Origin of the sequence: Asanoa sp. WMMD1127 (assembly GCF_029626225.1) — a bacterium.
GTDB lineage: Bacteria > Actinomycetota > Actinomycetes > Mycobacteriales > Micromonosporaceae > Asanoa.
Window position 1 is genome coordinate 6,495,108 of sequence record NZ_JARUBP010000001.1, and the last position, 18,692, is coordinate 6,513,799.

At 72.6% G+C, this 18,692-nt stretch carries 17 protein-coding genes; 8 read left to right on the forward strand and 9 right to left on the reverse strand.

Features of this window, described 5'->3' with window-relative positions; genetic code table 11:
* Positions 1–53: 53 nt before the first annotated feature.
* Both O7635_RS31025 and O7635_RS31030 read right to left on the reverse strand, forming a co-directional pair.
* On the reverse strand, positions 54–1,058 hold the full coding sequence (locus O7635_RS31025; protein ID WP_278084042.1) for a substrate-binding domain-containing protein: 1,005 nt from the start codon (positions 1,056–1,058) through the stop codon (positions 54–56).
* A 227-nt stretch (positions 1,059–1,285) separates the two neighbouring features.
* Positions 1,286–3,040, reverse strand: a complete 1,755-nt coding sequence (locus O7635_RS31030) for an NAD(P)/FAD-dependent oxidoreductase (protein ID WP_278084043.1) — start codon at positions 3,038–3,040, stop codon at positions 1,286–1,288.
* A gap of 137 nt (positions 3,041–3,177) precedes the next feature.
* Between O7635_RS31030 and O7635_RS31035 the strand changes: the two genes are divergently transcribed.
* Positions 3,178–4,335 carry an acyl-CoA dehydrogenase family protein gene (locus O7635_RS31035; RefSeq protein ID WP_278084044.1) on the forward strand — a complete coding sequence of 386 codons (1,158 nt, stop codon included), beginning with the start codon at positions 3,178–3,180 and terminating at the stop codon, positions 4,333–4,335.
* Here O7635_RS31035 and O7635_RS31040 read toward each other — a convergent pair whose 3' ends face one another.
* The 3 genes from O7635_RS31040 to O7635_RS31050 all read right to left on the reverse strand — a co-directional run bounded on the left by O7635_RS31040 (position 4,336) and on the right by O7635_RS31050 (position 5,878).
* Entirely contained in the window at positions 4,336–5,019 is a 684-nt protein-coding gene (locus tag O7635_RS31040; protein ID WP_278084045.1) for a class F sortase, read from the reverse strand.
* A complete protein-coding gene (locus O7635_RS31045) occupies positions 5,003–5,428 on the reverse strand; it encodes a hypothetical protein (protein ID WP_278084046.1) in 426 nt (141 codons plus the stop codon). Before O7635_RS31045 ends, O7635_RS31040 begins: the two co-directional genes overlap by 17 nt.
* 108 nt (positions 5,429–5,536) lie before the next feature.
* Positions 5,537–5,878 (reverse strand): VOC family protein, encoded by a 342-nt coding sequence (locus O7635_RS31050; RefSeq protein ID WP_278084047.1) that lies wholly within the window; start codon positions 5,876–5,878, stop codon positions 5,537–5,539.
* 28 nt (positions 5,879–5,906) lie between these two features.
* Between O7635_RS31050 and O7635_RS31055 the strand changes: the two genes are divergently transcribed.
* The gene (locus tag O7635_RS31055; protein ID WP_278084048.1) at positions 5,907–6,515 is read left to right on the forward strand and encodes a class I SAM-dependent methyltransferase; all 609 of its coding nucleotides are present in this window, start codon (positions 5,907–5,909) and stop codon (positions 6,513–6,515) included.
* Here the strand turns inward: O7635_RS31055 and O7635_RS31060 are convergent.
* Together O7635_RS31060 and O7635_RS31065 are read right to left on the reverse strand one after the other, a co-directional pair.
* Entirely contained in the window at positions 6,505–8,829 is a 2,325-nt protein-coding gene (locus tag O7635_RS31060) for a DUF4132 domain-containing protein (RefSeq protein ID WP_278084049.1), read from the reverse strand. The two genes, O7635_RS31055 and O7635_RS31060, sit on opposite strands and share 11 nt — an antisense overlap.
* Complete coding sequence (locus O7635_RS31065; protein WP_278084050.1) at positions 8,826–9,158, reverse strand: hypothetical protein; 333 nt, start codon at positions 9,156–9,158, stop codon at positions 8,826–8,828. The genes O7635_RS31060 and O7635_RS31065 overlap by 4 nt, the downstream gene beginning before the upstream one ends.
* A gap of 143 nt (positions 9,159–9,301) precedes the next feature.
* Here O7635_RS31065 and O7635_RS31070 point away from each other — a divergent pair, with 143 nt between their 5' ends.
* Positions 9,302–10,282 carry a polysaccharide deacetylase family protein gene (locus O7635_RS31070; protein ID WP_278084051.1) on the forward strand — a complete coding sequence of 327 codons (981 nt, stop codon included), beginning with the start codon at positions 9,302–9,304 and terminating at the stop codon, positions 10,280–10,282.
* A 19-nt stretch (positions 10,283–10,301) separates the two neighbouring features.
* Here O7635_RS31070 and O7635_RS31075 read toward each other — a convergent pair whose 3' ends face one another.
* Complete coding sequence (locus tag O7635_RS31075; protein WP_278084052.1) at positions 10,302–11,105, reverse strand: carbon-nitrogen hydrolase family protein; 804 nt, start codon at positions 11,103–11,105, stop codon at positions 10,302–10,304.
* A gap of 114 nt (positions 11,106–11,219) precedes the next feature.
* Between O7635_RS31075 and O7635_RS31080 the strand changes: the two genes are divergently transcribed.
* Positions 11,220–13,151 (forward strand): peptidoglycan recognition family protein, encoded by a 1,932-nt coding sequence (locus O7635_RS31080; protein WP_278084053.1) that lies wholly within the window; start codon positions 11,220–11,222, stop codon positions 13,149–13,151.
* Between the two features lie 125 nt (positions 13,152–13,276).
* Here the strand turns inward: O7635_RS31080 and O7635_RS31085 are convergent, their stop codons facing one another.
* Positions 13,277–14,176, reverse strand: coding sequence for a phosphotransferase (locus O7635_RS31085; RefSeq protein ID WP_278084054.1), 900 nt, complete (start codon positions 14,174–14,176; stop codon positions 13,277–13,279).
* Positions 14,177–14,253: 77 nt separating this feature from the next.
* On the opposite strand from O7635_RS31085, the gene O7635_RS31090 reads away from it, so the two are divergent.
* The 4 genes from O7635_RS31090 (at position 14,254) to O7635_RS31105 (ending at position 18,691) form a co-directional block, all read left to right on the forward strand.
* Positions 14,254–15,723 carry an APC family permease gene (locus tag O7635_RS31090; protein WP_278085612.1) on the forward strand — a complete coding sequence of 490 codons (1,470 nt, stop codon included), beginning with the start codon at positions 14,254–14,256 and terminating at the stop codon, positions 15,721–15,723.
* 48 nt (positions 15,724–15,771) lie between these two features.
* Complete coding sequence (locus O7635_RS31095; RefSeq protein WP_278084055.1) at positions 15,772–16,905, forward strand: Vms1/Ankzf1 family peptidyl-tRNA hydrolase; 1,134 nt, start codon at positions 15,772–15,774, stop codon at positions 16,903–16,905.
* A gap of 105 nt (positions 16,906–17,010) precedes the next feature.
* Positions 17,011–17,727: an SPW repeat protein gene (locus tag O7635_RS31100; protein ID WP_278084056.1), complete on the forward strand. Its 717-nt coding sequence runs from the start codon at positions 17,011–17,013 to the stop codon at positions 17,725–17,727.
* Positions 17,728–18,205: 478 nt separating this feature from the next.
* Positions 18,206–18,691 (forward strand): hypothetical protein, encoded by a 486-nt coding sequence (locus O7635_RS31105; RefSeq protein ID WP_278084057.1) that lies wholly within the window; start codon positions 18,206–18,208, stop codon positions 18,689–18,691.
* Position 18,692: the final 1 nt, after the last annotated feature.

Consider the following 18,692-nt stretch of genomic DNA (forward strand, 5'->3'; position numbering starts at 1 on the left):
TCCTTCCTCCGCCGGGCGGCCGGCGTGCCCGCCGGCCGCCCGCTGACGATGGGCTACTTGTTGCGGGTCTGGCAGGTCGGCGTCTGCGCCGCCGGGCCCGTGCAGATCTGCTGCCACGTGAACATGCCGAGGTCGACGGCCTGCTGCACCGCGTCGCCGGGGTCCTTGCCGTCCTCGAGGTGGATCAGCGTCGCGTCGAGCTTGGCCGTGGGCACCTGCATCGCGCCGTTGTCGATGGTGTCCTTGACCAGGTCGGCCGGCGGCTGCTGGCCACCGATAGCCGCAACGGCGATCTTCGCGGCGGCCTCGGCCTCGACCTTGAACGCCTTGAGCACGTTGTCCTGCTGGTCGCCGGTCAGCATGTACTGCAGGCCCGTGAGCTCCGGGTTCTGGCCGCCGTACACCGGGATCTGAACGCTCTTGCCCTTGAGCGCGGCGATGATGCCGGCCGTGATGCCGTCGTAGAAGCCGAGGAACGCCCCGACGCCGTTCTGCGTCTTGGTCAGGCACTGCTCGGTCGCCTTCGTGGCGTTGTCCGGCGCCCAGTCCTTGATGTAGTCCTCGCAGACCACCTGGATGTCGCCGCTGCTGATCAGCGGGTCGAGCACCTTGTTCTGCCCGGCCAGCATCTGCGTGGTGTAGACGTCGCCCTTGTTGCCGTACTGCCGAGCGATCTTGACCGGCTTCGCGCCGAGCTTGCCGCTGGTGACCTGCTCGGCGAAGTAGGTTGCCTGTTGCGCGCCGACCTTCTCCGGGTCGAACACGACCTGGGCGTAGAGGGTGCCCTTGATGGGCGGGTTCTCATAGCCGATGACCGGGACCTTGGCCTGCTCGGCGGCCTGCAGCAGGCCCGCGCTGGTGTTGGGGTCCGCGGCCACGACGACCAGCGCCTTGGCGCCGGCCGCGATCGCGGCGTTGGCCTGGGCGAGCTGCTGGTTGGAGTCGCCGCCGGCGTTGACGAACTTGACCTCGACGTTCGGGTCGAGCGCCTTGATCGCCTTCTCGAACGCCGGGCCGTCCTGCTGGATGTAGCGGGTCGGGGTGGTGTTGGGGGCCATGAAGTAGACGAGCTTCGAGCCGGAACCGTCGCCCGAGCCGGCGTCGTCGCCGCCGCACGCGGCGACCGAGAGGAGAAGGCTGGCGCTGGCCGCTCCGGCGATGACCGCCCGGCGGAACGCGCCATGAGACGCTTCACTGGGTACTCCTTCTGGTGAACATCGGTGTGGAGGCGCGCGGCATCGGGACGGGACCCGGGCGGGGCCGTCCGTTGTCGTGCCTGTGCCCGTCAGGGCGTAGGGAGTCCCGCGTGCTTCGCGGTGATCTGCAGGGCCAGGTGCTTGGAGTAGATGCGGACCCAGGCGAGCGGTCCGCCCATGTACCAGAACGCGGGGTGACCCGTGCGCCGGTACAGGCCGCCGATCTCGCCGTCTTCCCCGATGCCGAGGACGAGCGGGAGCCGGTCGGCGACCGCGTCGCCGAAGAGCCGGCGGGCGGTCTCGCGCATGTTCTTGTATCCCGTCGCGAGGACGACGAGGTCGGCCTCGAGCGTGCGGCCGTCCGCCAGGCGGATCCCGTCGGGCGTGAACGCGGCGAGGCCGGCGCCCTGCGCCAGCTTGATCTTCCCGTCGGCGATCAGCCCGGAGGCGCCCACGTCGATGTAGTAGCCACCGCCGTAGGCCAGCGCGTAACCCATCAAACCGGTGCCGTCGGGACCGTCGTTGCGCTTGAAGCCGACCGCGTCGAGGGCGGCGAGCAGCGCGGCGTCCTTCTCCGCGGTGGCTTTGACGCCGTCCTTGGCGAACTCCAGGACCAGCGGCCACGGGGTTCCGGCGGCCAGCAGGTCGGCGTACGCCGTCGGCGGGCCGCCCTCGACGAAGTTGCTGCCGAAGATGGCCGGGATGCCGTGCTCCTGGCTGATGATGTGGGTCGACGAGCGCTGCACGAGCGTCACGTCCGCACCGGCCTCGTAGAGGTCCTGCGCGATGTCGTGACCGCTGTTGCAGGCGCCGACGACGACCGCCTTCTTCCCCGCCCAGTCGCCGGCCGCGCCGTGACGGCTGGAGTGGTAGGTCGTCCCGGCGAACGACTCGCGGCCCGGCACGTCGGGCACGTTGGGCTCGCCGGCCGCGCCGGTCGCCAGGATGACGTCGCGGGGGCGCAGCTCGCGCTCGCCCTGCGGCGTGCGGACCCGCAGCGTCCACCGGCCGGCGGCCTCGTCGAAGTGGCTGTCGGTCAGCTCGGCCGACGTCCAGACATTGAGCTCCATCGCCGCGGCGTACGACTCGAACCAGTCGGCGATCTTGTCCTTCGGGCAGTAGACGGGCCACGAGTCCGGATAGGGCAGGTAGGGCAGGTGGTCGGCCCACACCGGGTCGTGCAGCACCAGCGAGTGGTAGCGCTTGCGCCACCCGTCGCCGACCCGCTCGCTCTTCTCGAGGATGAGCGTGTCGACGCCCATGAGGCCGAGGTTCGCGGCGACCGTCAGGCCGCCCTGGCCGGCGCCGATCACCACGACGTCGGGGTCGGGGTCGGCAATCCTCTGCTGCCGCTGTTGCAGCCAGTTGCGGCCGCCGGCCGGGTTGTGCCGCGGGCCGCGGGACCGGCGCGGGCCGATCGCCCGCTCGTGCCCCCGCAGGTCGTCGAGCTCGGTCAGCACGGTCCAGGCGACCCAGTCGCCGTTCTCCCGTCGGAGGCGCACCGCGCCGCGGCCGAAGCCGAGCGGGGTCTCGAACGTGATGAACGCTTCGACCGTGTCGCCGGCGAAGCGGGGGCCGAACTCCGTGGTCAGCCGGACGTTCGTGATCGCGTCGGGGGTCAGCCGCTCGGCCAGCATCGCGGCGACCTGCTCCTGGCCGTGGTAGGTGCCCAGGTCCCAGGTGAGCGCCAGCAGGTCGCGCCACCAGCAGTCGCGGGCCAGCAGCGCGGTGGTGCCCGCGACGTCGGCGGCGGCCAGTGTCGCGGTGATTCGGTCCAGCCACGCGGCGAACGTGGCCGCCGCCGTGGCTTCGGTCGCGATGGTCTGGTGTGTATCCGTCGCCATTGACGCGCCCTTCCGTCCGTATCAGTCTTGATACAGTCCGAGCGCTCGCTCGGTAGCGAGAGTCTGGACCCTCGACCTTGTGACGAGCAACACCTTCGTGAAACTTTCTCGCAACCCGGCCGACAAGTGAGGTGCCCATGACCGATCGGTTGACCGACCTCGTCGCGCGGACGAGGGCGTTCGTCGACGAGCACGTGATCCCCGTCGAGGACGCGTGGGACGGCGACGCCACCGCCGCGGGCGGCGACCGGCTCCGCGTCGACCTGCAGCGGGCGGCCCGGGCGGCGGGCGTGTTCGCCCCGCACGCGCCCCGCGAGTACGGCGGCCTGGGGCTTGGGATGGCCGACCGCGCGCCGGTGTTCGAGGCGGCCGGGCGGTCGGTGTTCGGGCCGATGGCGCTGAACCTCAACGCGCCCGACGAGGGCAACCTGCACCTGCTGGACCAGGTGGCGGTCGGCGAGCAGCGCACGCGCTACCTGGCGCCGCTGGCCCGCGGCGAGCAGCGGTCGGCGTTCGCGATGACGGAGCCGCCGCCCGGCGCCGGGTCGGACCCGAGCGCACTGTTGACCACGGCGCGGCGCGACGGTGCGGGGTGGCTGATCGACGGGCACAAGAAGTTCATCACCGGGGCCGACGGCGCCGGGTTCTTCATCGTGATGGCCCGGACCGATGGGGCCACCATGTTCCTGGTGCCGGCGGACCGGGCCGGACTGCGCATCACCCGGCATGTGCCCACAATGGACAAGTCGATGATCGGCGGACACTGCGAGATCGAGCTGTCCGGAGTGCGGGTGGGTCCCGACGACGTGCTGGGCGAGGTCGACGAGGGGTTCCGCTACGCCCAGGTGCGCCTCGGTCCGGCCCGGCTGACGCACGTGATGCGGTGGCTGGGCGCGGCCCAGCGGGCGCACGAGACCGCGGTCGCCTATGTCGCGCAGCGCTCGTCGTTCGGCCGGCCGCTCGCGGAGCAGGGCATGGTCGAGCTGATGATCGCCGACAACGAGATCGACCTCGCCGCGACGCGGGCCCTGCTGCTGACCGCGTGCCGGGCGATCGACTCCGGCGCCGCCGGGCGGGAGGAGACCTCGCTGGCCAAGGTGTTCGGGGCCGAGGCGGTGCACCGGGTCGCGGACCGGGCCGTGCAGCTGTGCGGCGGCGCGGGCGTGTCGGCCGATCTGCCGGTCGCCCGGATCGCCCGCGAGATCAGGCCGTTCCGGATCTACGACGGCCCTTCGGAGGTCCACCGGATGTCGCTCGCCCGGCGGGCCGTCCGAAGGTACGGCCGGCGCGACTGATCAGGCAGCCGTCGCGAACACGATGACATTGTCCTTGTAGGTGTGTGCCTTGTTGTCGAACACGCCGCCACAGGTGACGAGGCGCAGGCTCGGCTTGGCGCTCGGCCCGTAGACGAGCGTGGTCGGGAACGACTTCTTCGGGTACGACTTCACGCCGTCCACTGTGAACTTGGCGGTGCTGCCGTCCTTGCGGGCGATGGTGATGACGTCCTTCTTGCGCAGCGCGCCGAGCTGGAAGAACACCGCCGCGCCGGTCTTCGCCGTGGTCACGTGACCCACGACGACGGCGTTGCCGAGCTCGCCGGGTGACGGACCGCCGGAGTACCAGCCGGCCAGCTCGGGCTTGTCGAGCGGCGGCACCGCCAGGGTGCCGTCGGCCCTGAGCCCGAGCTTCATGATCTTGGCCTTCAGGCCGATCTTCTTGATGGAGATGCTGACGGGCGCCGACCGGGCCAGCTGCTTGACCTTGGTCTTGGCCTTGACGGTGCCGCCGGTCGGCGGAGCGAAGCTCGGTTCCGCCTCGGCGACCGGCGCGGGTGGGGTCGGCGTCTGCTTGAAGGAGGCGCCGAGCAGCGCGACGCCCGCGAGCGCGACGAGGGCAACGAGGACGACGCCGGCGGCGCGCCACGGAATACCGCGGCGGCCGCCGGCTCGTGCCGTCGAGGCCTCAGGCAACGGCGCCATCGGTCCGGCGGCGGCGCAGGAGCACGAGACCGCCGAGCGCGGCCACCCCGACCAGCGCGGCGCCACTGGTGGCGAGCGTCGCGTCGGTGCTGACGCCGGCGGCGCCGCCGTCGACCGCACCGCGAGGCGCGCAGTCGTCCCCGCCCTTGGGGCCGTCCTTCTTGTCGCCGTCGTGCTTGGCGGACTCTTCCTTCTGCGCCTGCCACGGGGCGCCACCCTCGGACGCCTCCCCGTTGGGAGCCCCGCCCTTCGGCCCGTGCCACTCGGCGCACTGTGCCTTGTCGTCGTGGCCCTTCGGCCAGTCCCCGCCGGGGCCGTCGCTGGCCTGCGCGATGCCGGGCGCCATGAGCAGCGTCGCCCCACCCAGCGCGAGGCCGGCGAGTACCTTCCCGACGAACTTCTTCGACATCGGTGTCCCCTTCTACCCCCGTGTGCGACCCGACGGAAGTCGAGCCACGACCGACACTAGCCCTCTTGGGCGTTTTAGGGGGATTGATCGGGTAGATCCGATTTGGGGCTACTGTGACGCACCGCCGAAACCGATCTCATTGCCCTCGGGATCGCGATAGGTGACCTTGCGTACGCCGTTCTCGTAGGTCTCGTCCTCGGCCGGCTCGAGCCCGCGCTCGGCCAGGCCGGCGACCCGCTGCGCGAGATCCTCGACGAAGAGGGTCGTCAGCGCATGACCGGCGTGCCCGGGTCGCTGTTCGATGTAGACGAACCGGTGCTCGGCCACCTCCCACACGGCCTCGACGTCGTTGGGCAGGAACGCCGGCGGCCCGCCGAACAGCCGCTCGTACCACGGAAGGGCGGCCTTCAGGTCCTGAACGGAAATACCCGCGAAGAGATCGACCGACATGTCGCCATGCTAGAGCTAGCCTCACCGCATGATCGAGCCGACGCGGGAGACACGCGAGACCTACGACCGGATCGCCACGGAGTACGCGCAGCGCAAGGCCGACGTGGACGCACGCCTGGTGCGCGACCTGAGCGAGCTCGCCGCCGCCGTGCCACCAGGCGGCGTCGTGGTCGACGTGGGGTGCGGGCCGGGGCGGGAGGTCGGACTGCTGCGCGAGCGCGGGTTCCTGGTGCTCGGGTTGGACCTCTCACTCGGCCAGCTGCGCGCCGGCCGTGTGGGCGGTGTCGCTCAGGCCGACATGCGGACGCTACCCGTCCGGAATGGATCCGTGGACGCGGTCTGGTGCCAGGCGGCGCTACTCCACCTGCCGCGGCCCGCGGTGCCCGCGGCCCTGGCCGAGTTCGCCCGGGTCGTACGCCCCGGTGGCGCGCTGTTCCTGGCCGTTGCGGAGGGCGACGACGCCGACTGGGAAGTCGCCCGCAACTACGGCTCGGACCTGCGGCGCTGGTTCACCTACCACCGCGAGCCGGACCTCACGGCGGCGCTGGCGACCGCGGGTTTCACCGTCCACACGGTGCGCCGGGAAACCGCACTCCGCGACTGGATGGCGGTGCACGCCCGGCGGGTCAGCGCCTGATCTGGCTGAGGATCGTCGCATCCTTGATCGTGCCGTCGGATGCCAGGAGCAGCGCCTTGGAAATGATCACCGACAACGTCGGGTCGTCGTCGAACGGCAGCGCGACGCGCGCCGGCGCGCGGCCCGGGACGATGCACAGGTACGCGTCGTCCGGCTCCATCAGGACGTTGCCCGAGCCGAGATGGATCCTGTAGGTCCGCAGGGATCCGCGCACCCGCAGGAAACGGTCGCCCAGCTCGCACCGGCCCGCGATACGCAGCTTCGGCAGCATCCGCGCCAACGCGTCGCGCCGCACCTCGGCCCGCGCGCTCAGTTCGCCGAATCCCGACTCCCGCCAGTAGGCGAAGAAGCGGTGCTCGCCCCGCTCGGCCCAGGCGTCGTCGGTGCCGATCGACGCGACACCGACGAAGAGGTCGACGTCGCGCATCGCCTCGGAGAACACCCGCGGCGGCACCTCCGTGAGCGGGATCGCCGTCCAGCGCCGGCCCTCCCGGCGGGCGAACCGCACGGTCCCCGTGGCGCAGTGCTCGATCGGCGAACCCGCTTCGCCCAGGTCGGCGATCTCGTGCGCCAGCCTGGCCCGCCAGCCGCCGAAGACCTTCGTCGCCTCGCTCTGGTAACCGCCGCTCCAGCCGCCCAGGAAGGGCGCCTCCCAGCCACGGGCGCGCATCAGGGCGCTCGCCTGGCGGTAACGCAGGATGTGCGTGGCGAACCGGGCCGAGGCGTCGCCGGCCGTGGCCTCGGCCGGGGTGATCACGTAGGCCTCGCGATAGACCTGCTTGAACGGCTGCCGCACCCCGCCCGCCGCGATCCGGTCGCGCCAGGCGGCGACCTCGGCACGGTCCGTCGACAATGGATGCCACAGGCGCACCACGCCGGCGGCGCCGGCGAACGTGCCCGGGTCGAGGGCCGGGACGCCCGCCGTCCACCTCGCGCCGTCGTGGGACACCTCCCACACCAGGCGCTTCGCGTGCGCGGACGTCACCGCATGGTCGAGATAGCGGGAGCGCCATTCGGCGAGCGGCCAGACCCGGTCGTGCGCCGACAAGCCCTCCAGGCGCTGGCGTTCGGCGGCCAGCGTAGCGGCGAGGCGCTTCTGTTCGGCCTTCGCTTCCCGGAACGCCGGCGCGGCGCGCACCGCGGCCGGCACCGTCTTGCGCGGCTCGCCGGCGTGCTCGTAGCGCAGTCGTGGCCCGTCCGTGGTCAGCTCCAGCACGATCGTCCACCCGTCGTGCGTCCAGGCGCGGCGGCCGTCGGCGTCGAGGCCGTGGTCGTCCACCGCGAGCTCCAGCACCTCTCCCTCCTGCCACCCCCGCCGGGCACCGAGGTGGTCCAGGGCCGCCCGGACCCGCGTCGCCAACGCCTTGTTGCGCACGGTCAGCGACAGCCGGGCCAGTGTCCGGGCGGGCTCGTCGCCGTCGCGTTCGGAAAGGATCCGGCACGCGGCGTGGGCGGTCCTGGGCGCGTGAGGGTAACCGGTGGCCCAGCGCGGCGCCGCGGCCGCGGCCCGGGCCACCTCACAGATCAGTTCGGTGGCCGACGTCGACGGGTCGAGACAGTGGAGGTAGGTCAGGCCCCGGAGGAGTTCGTCGGTGTCCGGGTGAAGATCCTGCGGGTCCGCCGCGAAGCGGGCGAGCAGCGCCCGGATCGCTTCGGCGGCCGGCGGTCGCACGGTCGCCGCGGTGGTCAGCCAGCGCGCGGACGGCTTGGGGTCGACCAGCGTCGCGGCGTGCACGAGGGCGTCGCGGACCCCCGGCGCCGCCAGGACGGGCGCCAGCGCTGCGCGGGCGCCGGGACCGAAGTCGTCGCCCTGGTGCAGCAGCCGGGTGGGCACCGGGTCGCCCGTCGCGCGGTCGATGGCCGCACCGAACAGCGCGACCAGCGGCCGGCGGACCGCCGCCGGAAACCTGCCGTCGAGCAGGTCACCGACCAGCGCCCGCAACGGCGCCACGAGGCCGGCCAGCTCTGCCGGCCCGAGAGCGGCGGCGATCCGCGCCGGAAGCTGGAACGCCTCGCCGTCGGCCAGGCCGCGCTCGCGCAGCAGCCGGCCGAGGCTCCAGACGAGGTCGGCGCGCGTCCACTCGATGCCGTTGTCGAGCAGGTCCAGCGCGTCGCCGTGGATGGTGGTCGGTGCGCCGCTGAGGGTCGCGTCGGCGTGCACCCCGAGGGCCGCGCCTCGGCGCTGCTCGGCCGACCAGGAGTGGAGGTCCGCCCGCGCGGCCGCGGTGTCGTCGTCGGTAACGCGCGAAGTCGCCCGGTAGGCGACCGCGGCCAGCGAGCCCCAACGGCCGACCAGCTCGACGGGCTTGTTCACCCGCCCACCAAAGGGACCAGGCGCACGAACGCCACCGACGGCTCCGTCCGGAGGTCGATCATCTCGTCGAGACTTTCGATCTGCCGGTCGCCGACCAGCATGACAAAGCCGTTGCGGTCGAAGGCCCGGCACGCCGCGTCCGCCTGCGCTGCCCAGGGCTCGGTCGGGTCGGCCGGGACGAGCCCGGTCGCCCGGCGGCGGGCGACCTCGTCGCGGACCCGCAACCGCAGCAACTCGCGCGCGGACATCTCGACCGGGAGGCCGGGCAGCGACCAGGACTCGATCGCCTGCCCGGTCATCGTCTCGTCGCGCACGACCACGTCCACCATATGTTGATCATGGCATACGACAGGCCGCCGAAGCGATCGGAGAGTTTCGGAAGTCGTTGACGAGTTTCGATGTGTGTGGCGAGACTGCAGCCAGTTGTCCATCGTCGCGGGCCGAGCGGCAGGGATCTGAGGAGGAGCTCGCCATGTTCGGTGCCCGCTTCGCTGCGCGGTTGGCGGTGGTCGCCGTCGCCGTGGCCGCCGGTGCTGCCGCCGTCGCCACGGCGCCCGCCGCCGCCGCCACCTGCAACGGTTACGTCGGCCTGACGTTCGACGACGGGCCCACCGGCAGCACGAGCGCACTGTTGAGCGTGCTGCGCGCCAACGGCGTACGCGCGACGATGTTCAACACCGGCCAGAACGCGCAGAACAACCGGTCGGCGGCGCAGGCGCAGGTCGCGGCCGGCATGTGGGTCGGCAACCACAGCTGGAACCACGCGCACCTGACGACGCTGAGCCAGGCGCAGATGCAGTCCGACCTGGCGCAGGCCAACAGCGCGATCCAGTCGGCGACCGGCGTACGCCCGCAGTTGTTCCGGCCGCCCTACGGCGAGACCAACGGCACGCTGCAGTCCGTCGCCTCGTCGCTCGGCCTGCGGCAGGTGATCTGGGACGTCGACTCGCAGGACTGGAACGGCGCCAGCACCGCGCAGATCGTCGCCAACGCCGGTCGGCTCCAGGCCGGGCAGGTCATCCTGATGCACGACGGCCCGCAGGCCACCCGCGACGCGATCCCGCAGATCATGGCCAACCTGACCAGCCGCAACCTGTGCCCCGGCATGCTCTCGCCGAGCACCGGCCGGGCCGTGGCGCCCGACGGCGGCGGTGGCACCACTCCCCCGCCCGGCGGCGGCTCCTGCACCGCCACGGCGGCGTACCCGAATGTCTGGGGTGACCGCTACAACACCTCGGTGACGGTCAGCGGCGCCGGCGCGTGGACCGTGGTGGTCGCCGTCACGGCGCCGCAGCGGATCGTGACCACGTGGAGCGGCGCGGCGAGCCGGGACGGCAGCGGCACCGTGCTGACGATGCGGTCCAACGGCAGTGGCAACACGTTCGGCTTCACGACGATGTTCAACGGCAACAGCGGCGGCCGGGCCCAGATCCGGTCGTGCGCCGCGGGCTGACGGTCAGCTCGGCACACGCTCAGACGGCGAGCGCCGCCCGCGCGGGGACGGGGCCGGCGGTCAGGGCCGGGTCGGTCAGCACCGGGTGCTCCGCCCGGGCCAGCGCGAGCACCTCCGGGTCGAGCCGGCCGACCGCGAGGGCCGGGTCGGTCGGGCCGGCGTCGGTCAGCAGGGTGCCGTCGGGATTCCAGATCGCGCTGCCACCGGCCGGGCCCGGATAGTCCGCCAGCACGGCGTACATCGTGTTGTCGAGCGCCCTGGCCGGCAGCTGGGTGGCGCGCCGGACGGCGCTCAGGCCGGGGCCGAAGAACGCGCCGACGACGTACGCGTGGCAGTCGTCGAGGGCGGCGGCGCGCGCGTGTTCCGGGAAGCCGGTGTCGGCGCAGATGCCGAGACCCAGGCGCCAGCCGTCGAGCTCGACGGTGCACCCGCCGGCGCCGGCCGAGACGCCGGCGACCCGCTCCGTCGCGGTCGGACACTGCTTGTCGTAGCGACCGGCGACACTGCCGGAGCGGTCCACCACCAGGGCCGAGATGTACGCGAGCCCGTCGGCCACCACCGGCGCGCCCACCACCGCCGCCGTGCCGGTCTCCGCGCACGCCTTGGCCAACGGCTCGAGGGCGTCCGGCACGGCGGCGGCGTGCGCGCGGATGCCGGCCAGCTCGTAGCCGGTCAGGAACAGCTCCGGCAGCACCAGCAGCGCCGCCCCGGCGTCGGCGGCCCGGCGGACCAGGTCGGCGGCGGTCGCCACGGTGGCCGGCACGTCGAGCGACACGGACCGCGCCTGGCCGGCGGCGACGGTGAGCGGTTCGGGCGGCAGCATCACCGCAGCCTAGCGGTGAAACTTACTTACGAAACGAGCGTACGGCGTGGCAGGTATTGACGCGGCTTACATCGATGGAGGAAGGTGACCCGAGGCATGCCCCCGGGAGGCACCGTGCGACGAATCCTCAGCTGTCTGTCCGCCGCGACGCTCACGCTCGCGGGACTCACCCTCGTCTCGGGGCCGGCGAGCGCCGCCCCGACCAGCCGCCAACAGGTCTACGCCGACGCCGCCGCCGAGTTCGGCGTGCCGGAGAGCGTCCTGCTCGGCGTGTCCTACCTGGAGTCCCGGTGGGACCGCAACGCCGGCAAGCCGAGCACCAGCGGCGGGTTCGGTCCGATGCACCTGACCGACGCCGCCAACGTGCGCGCCGTCAGCCATCACGACAGCGGGACCGAGGACCCGCGCGGCGACGACAGCCGGCCGTTGACGGTGCGCGCGGCCACCCCCGCGGCACCTTTGGCCGCGTCGCTGCAGACGATCGACGCGGCGGCCGCACTGACCGGCGCGCCCAAGGAGGCGCTGCGCACCGACGCCACGGCCAACATCCGCGGTGGCGCGGCGCTGCTCGGCTCCTACCAGAAGGCGCTCGGCGCGCCGACGGGCGCCGGCAGCGACCCGGCGGCCTGGTACGGCGCGGTGGCCCGCTACTCCGGCGCCGACACGACCGACGCGGCGACGGCGTTCGCGGACGAGGTCTACGCGACCATCGAGTCGGGCGCCGCGCGCACGACCGACGACGGCCAGGCGGTCCGGCTCGAGGGGCGGTCGGTGGCGCCCCAGCGGGCCCAGGCGAACCGGCTCGGCCTGCGCGCCGCGCCCCGGGCCGACGGCGTCGAATGCCCGGTCACGGTGTCGTGCGAGTGGATCCCGGCGCCCTACGAGGCGTTCGGCGACGGCGACTACGGCAACCACGACCTGTCGGACCGGCCGGCCCGGCAGAAGATCGAATACATCATCATCCACGACACCGAGGGCTCGTACGCCACGACGTTGAACCTGGTCCAGGACCCGACGTACGTGAGCTGGCACTACACGCTGCGCTCGGTCGACGGCCACATCGCGCAGCACGTGAAGACCAAGGACGTCGCCTGGCACGCGGGCAACTGGGACGTCAACGCCCGCTCGGTGGGCCTGGAGCACGAGGGCTTCGCGGCCGACGGCGCGTGGTACACCGAGGCGCTCTACCGCTCGTCGGCCAAGCTGGTGCGCTACCTCGCGCACCGTTTCGGCATCCCGCTGAACCGCCAGCACGTCCTGGGCCACGACAACGTCCCCGGCACCACGGCGGCGACGGTCCGCGGCATGCACTGGGACCCGGGTCCGTACTGGGACTGGTCGCACTACTTCGACCTGCTGGGCGCGCCGTTCTGGTCGACCGGCACCGCGCTGACCGGCCTGGTGCAGATCGATCCGTCCTATGTCGACAACCAGCCGGCGTTCACGGGCTGCGTCACCGCCGGGGTGCCGTGCGCGCCGCACGGCTCGTCGTCGGTGGTCCTGCACACCGCGCCGTCGTTCGACGCGCCACTGGTGACCGACCTGGGCCTGCACCCGGACGGCGCACCGTCCACGATGCACATCTCCGACCACGGCGCCCGCGCGTCGGCGGGCCAGACCTACGCGCTGGCCGGCCGCTCGGGCGACTGGACGGCCATCTGGTACCTGGGCCAGAAGGGCTGGTTCCACAACCCACGCTCGGCGCCGACCGCGAACTGGCAGATCGGCCTGGTCGCGGTGCCGAAGAAGGACAAGGCCACGATCCCGGTGTACGGCCGCGCGTATCCGGAAGCGGAGGCGTATCCGGCCGGCGTGCCGGTCCAGGCGATCTCGCCGCTGCAGTACACGCTGTCGGCGGGCCAGCGCTACGCGGTGGGCGCGGTGCTGCCGGGCCAGTACTACCGCGCGACCACCTTCGCGGGCACCTCACCGGGCGACTGGACGGTCATCCAGGGCGACAAGACCTACGTCGAGATCCAGTTCGGCCACCGGGTGGCCTTCGTCGACAAGGCGGACGTGGACCTGCGCCTCTCCATCGGAAGCTGACCGCCCGATCCAGCCGCGGCCGCCCAGGACATCGGGGTCCCGGGCGGCCCCGGCTTTTCAAGCCCGGCGGCGTTCCCGACGGCGGGGAGCTGGGGCCGATGAGCGAGTGGCGATGAGCCCTGACGTCAGCGGAGGCGGCCGAGCATCGCGTCGATCGCGTCCGTCGTCAGTGGACGCTCCAGCATCGCGGTGAGGCGGGCGGCCGACCGATCGCGGGTCTCGGCTGACTCGGCCGGGTCCAGCGACCGGCGGGCGTAGAGCTCGAACAGGTGGCCCTGCACCGCGATCGCCATCGAGAAGTCTTCCGGCCGCGGTGGCGGGCCGCCGTATGCCGCCAGCGCGGCCGGCGCGTCGTCGCCCACCTCCCACAGCAGCGCGGCCAGCTCCCGGCGGGGCTCGGCCGGGCCGCTGTTCTCCCAGTCCAGCACCACCAGCGGGCCCGCCGTCGTGTGGCGGATGTTCTCGGCGTTGACGTCGCGGTGACACGTCCGCACCTGCGCCGGGTTTGGTGGGCGGACCAGGGCCTCGACCCCGACCAGCTCCGCCAGTCGTGCCGCCATCGCCGGCAAGGCGGCGGCAACGGCCGACCAGCGCTCCCGGCCCAGCGGCGCCGCGAACCAGTCGCCCACCGGGCCGGCGGCCCGGTGCGGCACACGATGCAGGCGGGCCAGCAGGGCGCCCAGGTCCGCGGCCGACGGGTCCGGGGCGGCCGGATCCAGGTCGACCCACTCGTAGACCCGCCACACGGCATCGGCCCCACGGACCGTGACCTGCCCGTCGGTGGTCAAGACGGGCCGCGGCAGTGGCAAGCCCGCCGCCGCGGCCGCCAGCTGGAACGAGACGTCGGCGGCCGCGTCGGACTCGGCCACCGGGACCAGCGCCTCCTTGACCGCCCACACTCCGCGCGTCGTCGCCAGCCGCCAGATGCGGCCCAGCTCGCCGCGGGCCGCGTAAGCGGGCAAGCCGACCGCCGAGCCCAGCCCGTAACGCGTGGTGACCATGGCCACGACCTCGGCAGACATCATTCGATCAGTGTCCTTGACGCGGGGCGCGAAGGCGATCAATATCCACTCGATCGATGTCCACTCTGGAGGCGCATGCCATGTCCGCTCCGTCCCGTTCCGTCGACGCCGAGGCCACCAGCGGATCGCTGGCCGCCGGGCGGCTCGGCGTACCCGCGGTGCTCTTCTTCGTCATGTCGGCGGCCACCCCGCTGACCGTGGTCGCCGGCGTGGTGACCACCGGCTTCGCCACCACGGGACTGACCGGCATCCCGGTCGCGTTCGTCGTGGTCGGCCTCGTGCTCGCGGTGTTCTCGGTCGGCTACGTGGCGATGGCGCGGCACATGGCCAACGCGGGCGCCTTCTACACGTTCGTCGCCCGCGGTGTCGGGCGGCCCGCCGGCGTCGGCGCGTCCTGGGTCGCGCTGGTCGCCTACAACGCGTTGCAGGTCGGCCTCTACGGCGCCATCGGGTCCGCCGCCGGGCCGCTGCTCGACGAGTGGTTCGGCGTCAACCCCGACTGGTGGGTCGTCGCGCTGGTCTGCTGGGCGATCGTGGCCGTGCTCGGCGTGTTGCGCATCGACGTCAACGGCACCGTGCTGGCCGTACTCCTCTGCGCCGAGGTGTTGATCATCCTGGTCTACTCGATCGCCGACCTCGCCAGCCCGGCCGGCGGCGCGGTCAGCACGGCCACGCTCGATCCCGGCAACCTGTTCGGTGACGGCGTCGGCGCGATCCTGGTGCTGGCGCTGCTCGGGTTCGTCGGCTTCGAGGCGTCGGTGGTGTTCTCCGAGGAGGCCAAGGACCCGAAGCGGACCGTACGCACGGCCACCTATGTCGCCGTCGCCGCCACCGCCGTGCTCTACACGCTGGCGTCCTGGGCGATGACGGTCGCGACGGGGCCGGAGAACATCGTGGAGCGTTCGCAACAGGAGAGCGTCGGCCTCATCTTCGGCCTCGCGGGCGCCAACCTCGGCGACGCCTGGGTGACGATCGGCGAGGTGCTGTTCGCGACGTCGATCGTGGCGGCGATGATCTCGTTCCACAACACCATCGCGCGTTACATGTTCGCCCTGGGCCGCGAGCGGGTGCTGCCGGCCGCGCTCGGCCGCACCAGTGCCGGCTCGCGGGCGCCGCGCAACGCGTCGCTGGTGCAGTCGGTGATCGGGCTCGTCGTCATCATCGTGTACGCGATCGGCGGCTGGGAGCCCACCGTCCACCTGTTCTTCTGGGCCGGCACCTCCGGCGGCCTCGGCGTGCTGTTCCTGATCACGCTGACCGCCCTCGCGGTGCTGCTCTTCTTCCGCCGCGACGGCCACGGCGAGTCGGTCTGGTCCCGCCTGATCGCGCCGGCGGTGGCCCTCGTCGTGCTGGTGGTCGTCGTCGTGCTGGCCGTCGCCAACTTCGACGCCCTGCTAGGCGTGGCCCCGGACAGCGCACTGGCGTGGGCCATCCCGGTCGCCTTCGTGGTCATCGGCCTTCTCGGCGCCGCCTACGCGATGCGGCTGAAGACCAGCCAACCCGAGGTGTACGCGTCGATCGGCGCCGGTGGCGAACGAGCGGGGAGCTGAGCGAAGTCCGGCCGTGAGAAGCCCGCCAGGCCGGGTAGACGCTGGGGCATGGATCTCCACTACCTGCGGCCGATCTACGCGCAACCGGGGCCCTGGGCGTCGGTCTACCTCGACGCCTCGCGCAGTGACGAGAGTGGCGGGCGGGAGGTCGAGCTCCGCTGGCGGGCGCTCGCGCAGCAGCTCGCGGAGCTCGGCGCCGACCAGCCGACCATCGAGGTCATCGGTGACACGCTGCTGAACTACCCCACCCAGGAGGGCCGGTACGGCCTGGCGGCGTTCGCCCGGGCCGGCCGGGTCGCCCTGGTCGAGCCGATGAACGCGCCGCCGCCGGCCGACGAGGCGCGTTACTCGGCGCTTCCGCACGCGATGCCGCTCGTCGCCCTCCGTGGGGAGGACGTCCCCTATGTCCGGGTCCTGGTCGACCGGTCCGGCGCCGATCTGGAAGGGCTGGCGGTGGCGACCACACCCCGGCTCCGCGAGGTCGACGAGACGGTACGCGGCCGTGAGCAGTACCCGCTGCACAAGGCGCACGCCGGCGGACAGGACCGGCGGGGCGACGACTACCGGGTCGACGAGATCTGGAAGCGGAACGCCGGTGACGTCGCCGGCGCCACGGCGGAGCTGGCCGAGGCCGTCGGGGCCGAGGTCGTGGTAGTGGGCGGCGACGTGCGTACGGTGCCGATGTTCGTGGAGAAACTGCCGAAGCGCTGGCAGGAGCGGACGGTGCGGACCGACGCGGGTTCGCGGGCGCCGGGCGCCGACGAGGACGCGCTGGACGACGTGACCATCCAGGCGATCGCCGACGTCGCGGACCGGCACACGCAGGCGGCGATCGACCGCTACCAGGTGCAGCGGGGCGAGCACGTGTCGGCGACCGGGCTGCCCGACGTCGTCGCCGCGCTGCAGCGCCGGCAGGTGGAGACGGTGCTGATGGTCAACGACCTCTCGTCGACCGACACGCTGTTCATCGGTCGCGACGACCCGTCCTTGATCGCCCTCGACGCCGACACGCTGATCGCCGAGGGGGTCGAGGACCCGCTGCGCGTACGGGCGGACCAGGCGCTGTTGCGGGCCATCACGGGGACGGACGCGGAGCTGGTGCTGGTGGGGCCGGACGAGGCGCCGCTGGAGCACGGGATCGGTGCGGTCATGCGGTGGGCGGACCAGCCGGCCGGAGTGTGACTTACCAGACTTGTCAGAATCGCGCCGCTCATAGGGCGTTTTGCGGTGAGTTGCTAGGGGTAGCCAACCAGGAGCGTTGAGTAACTACGCGCACCTGGAGGAATGATGTCCAACCCACGCAGGTCACGGCCGGACGACCCGGTCCGTGACGGGGTCACGGACCGCAACGGCACCTCCGGCAACGGCATGCCCATGAACGGCACGACCCGCAACGGAATGCCCGGAAACGGGATGGCCGGCAACGGGATGACCGGCCGGCATGCCGCGGAGCCGATGGCGACCCAGGGCGGCCAACGGATGGAGTCGCGCTCCTACGCCGACGACGGCGGGACGACCGCGGCCGCCGACGCGGGCTACGCCCCGACGGCCCGAGCGGCGGACCCGGACCGGGTCCAGCAGAGCGCCATCTCGGCGCCCAACGCCCTGCTCCTGATCGCCGGCGTCTGGCTGATCATCTCGCGCTTCGTCTTCGACTACCCGCTGGCGGGCTCCACCGCCGGCGGCGTACTCAACGGCGTCGTGATCGGCATCTTCGTCGCCCTGCTGGCGCTGGTCCGCATGTCCGCGTACCGCTCGAACCCGATGATCAACCTGGTCACCGTCGTGGCCGGCGGCTGGATGATGGCGTCGCCGTGGGCGTTCGGCTACGCGCACTTCGGCAACAACGGCCGACCGGGCTGGAGCGACATCATCGTCGGCGGCGCGATCATCCTGTTCGGCCTGCTCGGCTTCGCCGGCCAGGCGGTCCGACGACCGCGCTTCAGCGGCGGCCGAATGGGCATGATGAACCGTCGCGGCGGAGGCCGCCTGGCAACCCGCTGACGCTCGACCCGTCGATGGGGCCGGCCCGCGCCGGCCCCATCTTCGGCGCCGTCGGGCGACGGATCTTCGACCATCGCGCCCGCTTTAGGACGTGGACGGGCGCTCGGGCGCGTCGCGACCGGGTGGCGTGGTGCTTCTGCGACCCGACATGTTTCGGCATGTACGCACACGCCGAGACGTGTCGGCGAACGACGAGGATGCCGACGCCGACCCGGGGTCGGCCGCGTCAACGCCGGCCGCGTCCCGCCGGTGCACATGATTCCGCGTGTGCGCACATGTCGCGATCACCGAAGCACCAGGCCGATCCGCGCAATGGAGTGATCGCGGCCCGCCGTCAGGGCCAGCTATCCGGTGACGCCGGTGGCCGGGGCATCGAGCTGGGCCGTCCACGGCGGCTCCGACAGGTTTGGTGCCATTGCTGCTTTGTGTCGCCCCGGCGGGGCACGGCGCCGGCCGGGTCTGTGGCAGGCTGCCTCGCATGCAGCAGACCGCTCACCTGGCCGGGTTCTTCGCCGCCCACGGCATCTGGAACGTGTCGGACGGGGGCGCGCTCATCCCGATGCTCGGCCACGAGGCGGCCGACGGCCAGCGCGGCATGATGCGGTTCGCCGGTGGGGACATCGCGGACGGCGCGCGGGCCGGTCGTGAGGTGCTGGAGTCCAATCCGGACGGTGCCGCGCGGGCGGTGCTGGTGGTCGACGCCTATCTGCACCTGCCGGCCGGACGGGTGGACGCGCTGATGGTCGACGCGGTGGAATACGGCCCGCGGCCGGTTTCGCTGAAGATCGCGGTCCCCTACCGTCCACAGTCGAGCGGGTTCGCCGTCCACCGACCCAAGGTGCTCCAGGTCGTCGGGGTGCCCGAGGGCGACCACCCGGCGTTGTTCGAGGCGTTCTTCGCCGGCGTCGACGCGCACGAGCCGGCCGCGGCCGTCTGGAACGCCTACCTCGACGAGTCGGTCTGAG

What these genes read in the sequence shown, in the direction of transcription:
- O7635_RS31095 (WP_278084055.1), top strand. Translation starts at nt 15,772, where the DNA reads ATGGATCTCCACTACCTGCGGCCGATCTACGCGCAACCGGGGCCCTGG.
- O7635_RS31055 (WP_278084048.1), top strand. Translation starts at nt 5,907, where the DNA reads ATGATCGAGCCGACGCGGGAGACACGCGAGACCTACGACCGGATCGCC.
- O7635_RS31040 (WP_278084045.1), bottom strand. Translation starts at nt 5,019, where the DNA reads ATGGCGCCGTTGCCTGAGGCCTCGACGGCACGAGCCGGCGGCCGCCGC.
- O7635_RS31100 (WP_278084056.1), top strand. Translation starts at nt 17,011, where the DNA reads ATGTCCAACCCACGCAGGTCACGGCCGGACGACCCGGTCCGTGACGGG.
- O7635_RS31025 (WP_278084042.1), bottom strand. Translation starts at nt 1,058, where the DNA reads ATGGCCCCCAACACCACCCCGACCCGCTACATCCAGCAGGACGGCCCG.
- O7635_RS31070 (WP_278084051.1), top strand. Translation starts at nt 9,302, where the DNA reads ATGTTCGGTGCCCGCTTCGCTGCGCGGTTGGCGGTGGTCGCCGTCGCC.
- O7635_RS31045 (WP_278084046.1), bottom strand. Translation starts at nt 5,428, where the DNA reads ATGTCGAAGAAGTTCGTCGGGAAGGTACTCGCCGGCCTCGCGCTGGGT.
- O7635_RS31085 (WP_278084054.1), bottom strand. Translation starts at nt 14,176, where the DNA reads ATGATGTCTGCCGAGGTCGTGGCCATGGTCACCACGCGTTACGGGCTG.
- O7635_RS31105 (WP_278084057.1), top strand. Translation starts at nt 18,206, where the DNA reads ATGCAGCAGACCGCTCACCTGGCCGGGTTCTTCGCCGCCCACGGCATC.
- O7635_RS31065 (WP_278084050.1), bottom strand. Translation starts at nt 9,158, where the DNA reads ATGGTGGACGTGGTCGTGCGCGACGAGACGATGACCGGGCAGGCGATC.
- O7635_RS31050 (WP_278084047.1), bottom strand. Translation starts at nt 5,878, where the DNA reads ATGTCGGTCGATCTCTTCGCGGGTATTTCCGTTCAGGACCTGAAGGCC.
- O7635_RS31030 (WP_278084043.1), bottom strand. Translation starts at nt 3,040, where the DNA reads ATGGCGACGGATACACACCAGACCATCGCGACCGAAGCCACGGCGGCG.
- O7635_RS31090 (WP_278085612.1), top strand. Translation starts at nt 14,254, where the DNA reads ATGTCCGCTCCGTCCCGTTCCGTCGACGCCGAGGCCACCAGCGGATCG.
- O7635_RS31075 (WP_278084052.1), bottom strand. Translation starts at nt 11,105, where the DNA reads ATGCTGCCGCCCGAACCGCTCACCGTCGCCGCCGGCCAGGCGCGGTCC.
- O7635_RS31035 (WP_278084044.1), top strand. Translation starts at nt 3,178, where the DNA reads ATGACCGATCGGTTGACCGACCTCGTCGCGCGGACGAGGGCGTTCGTC.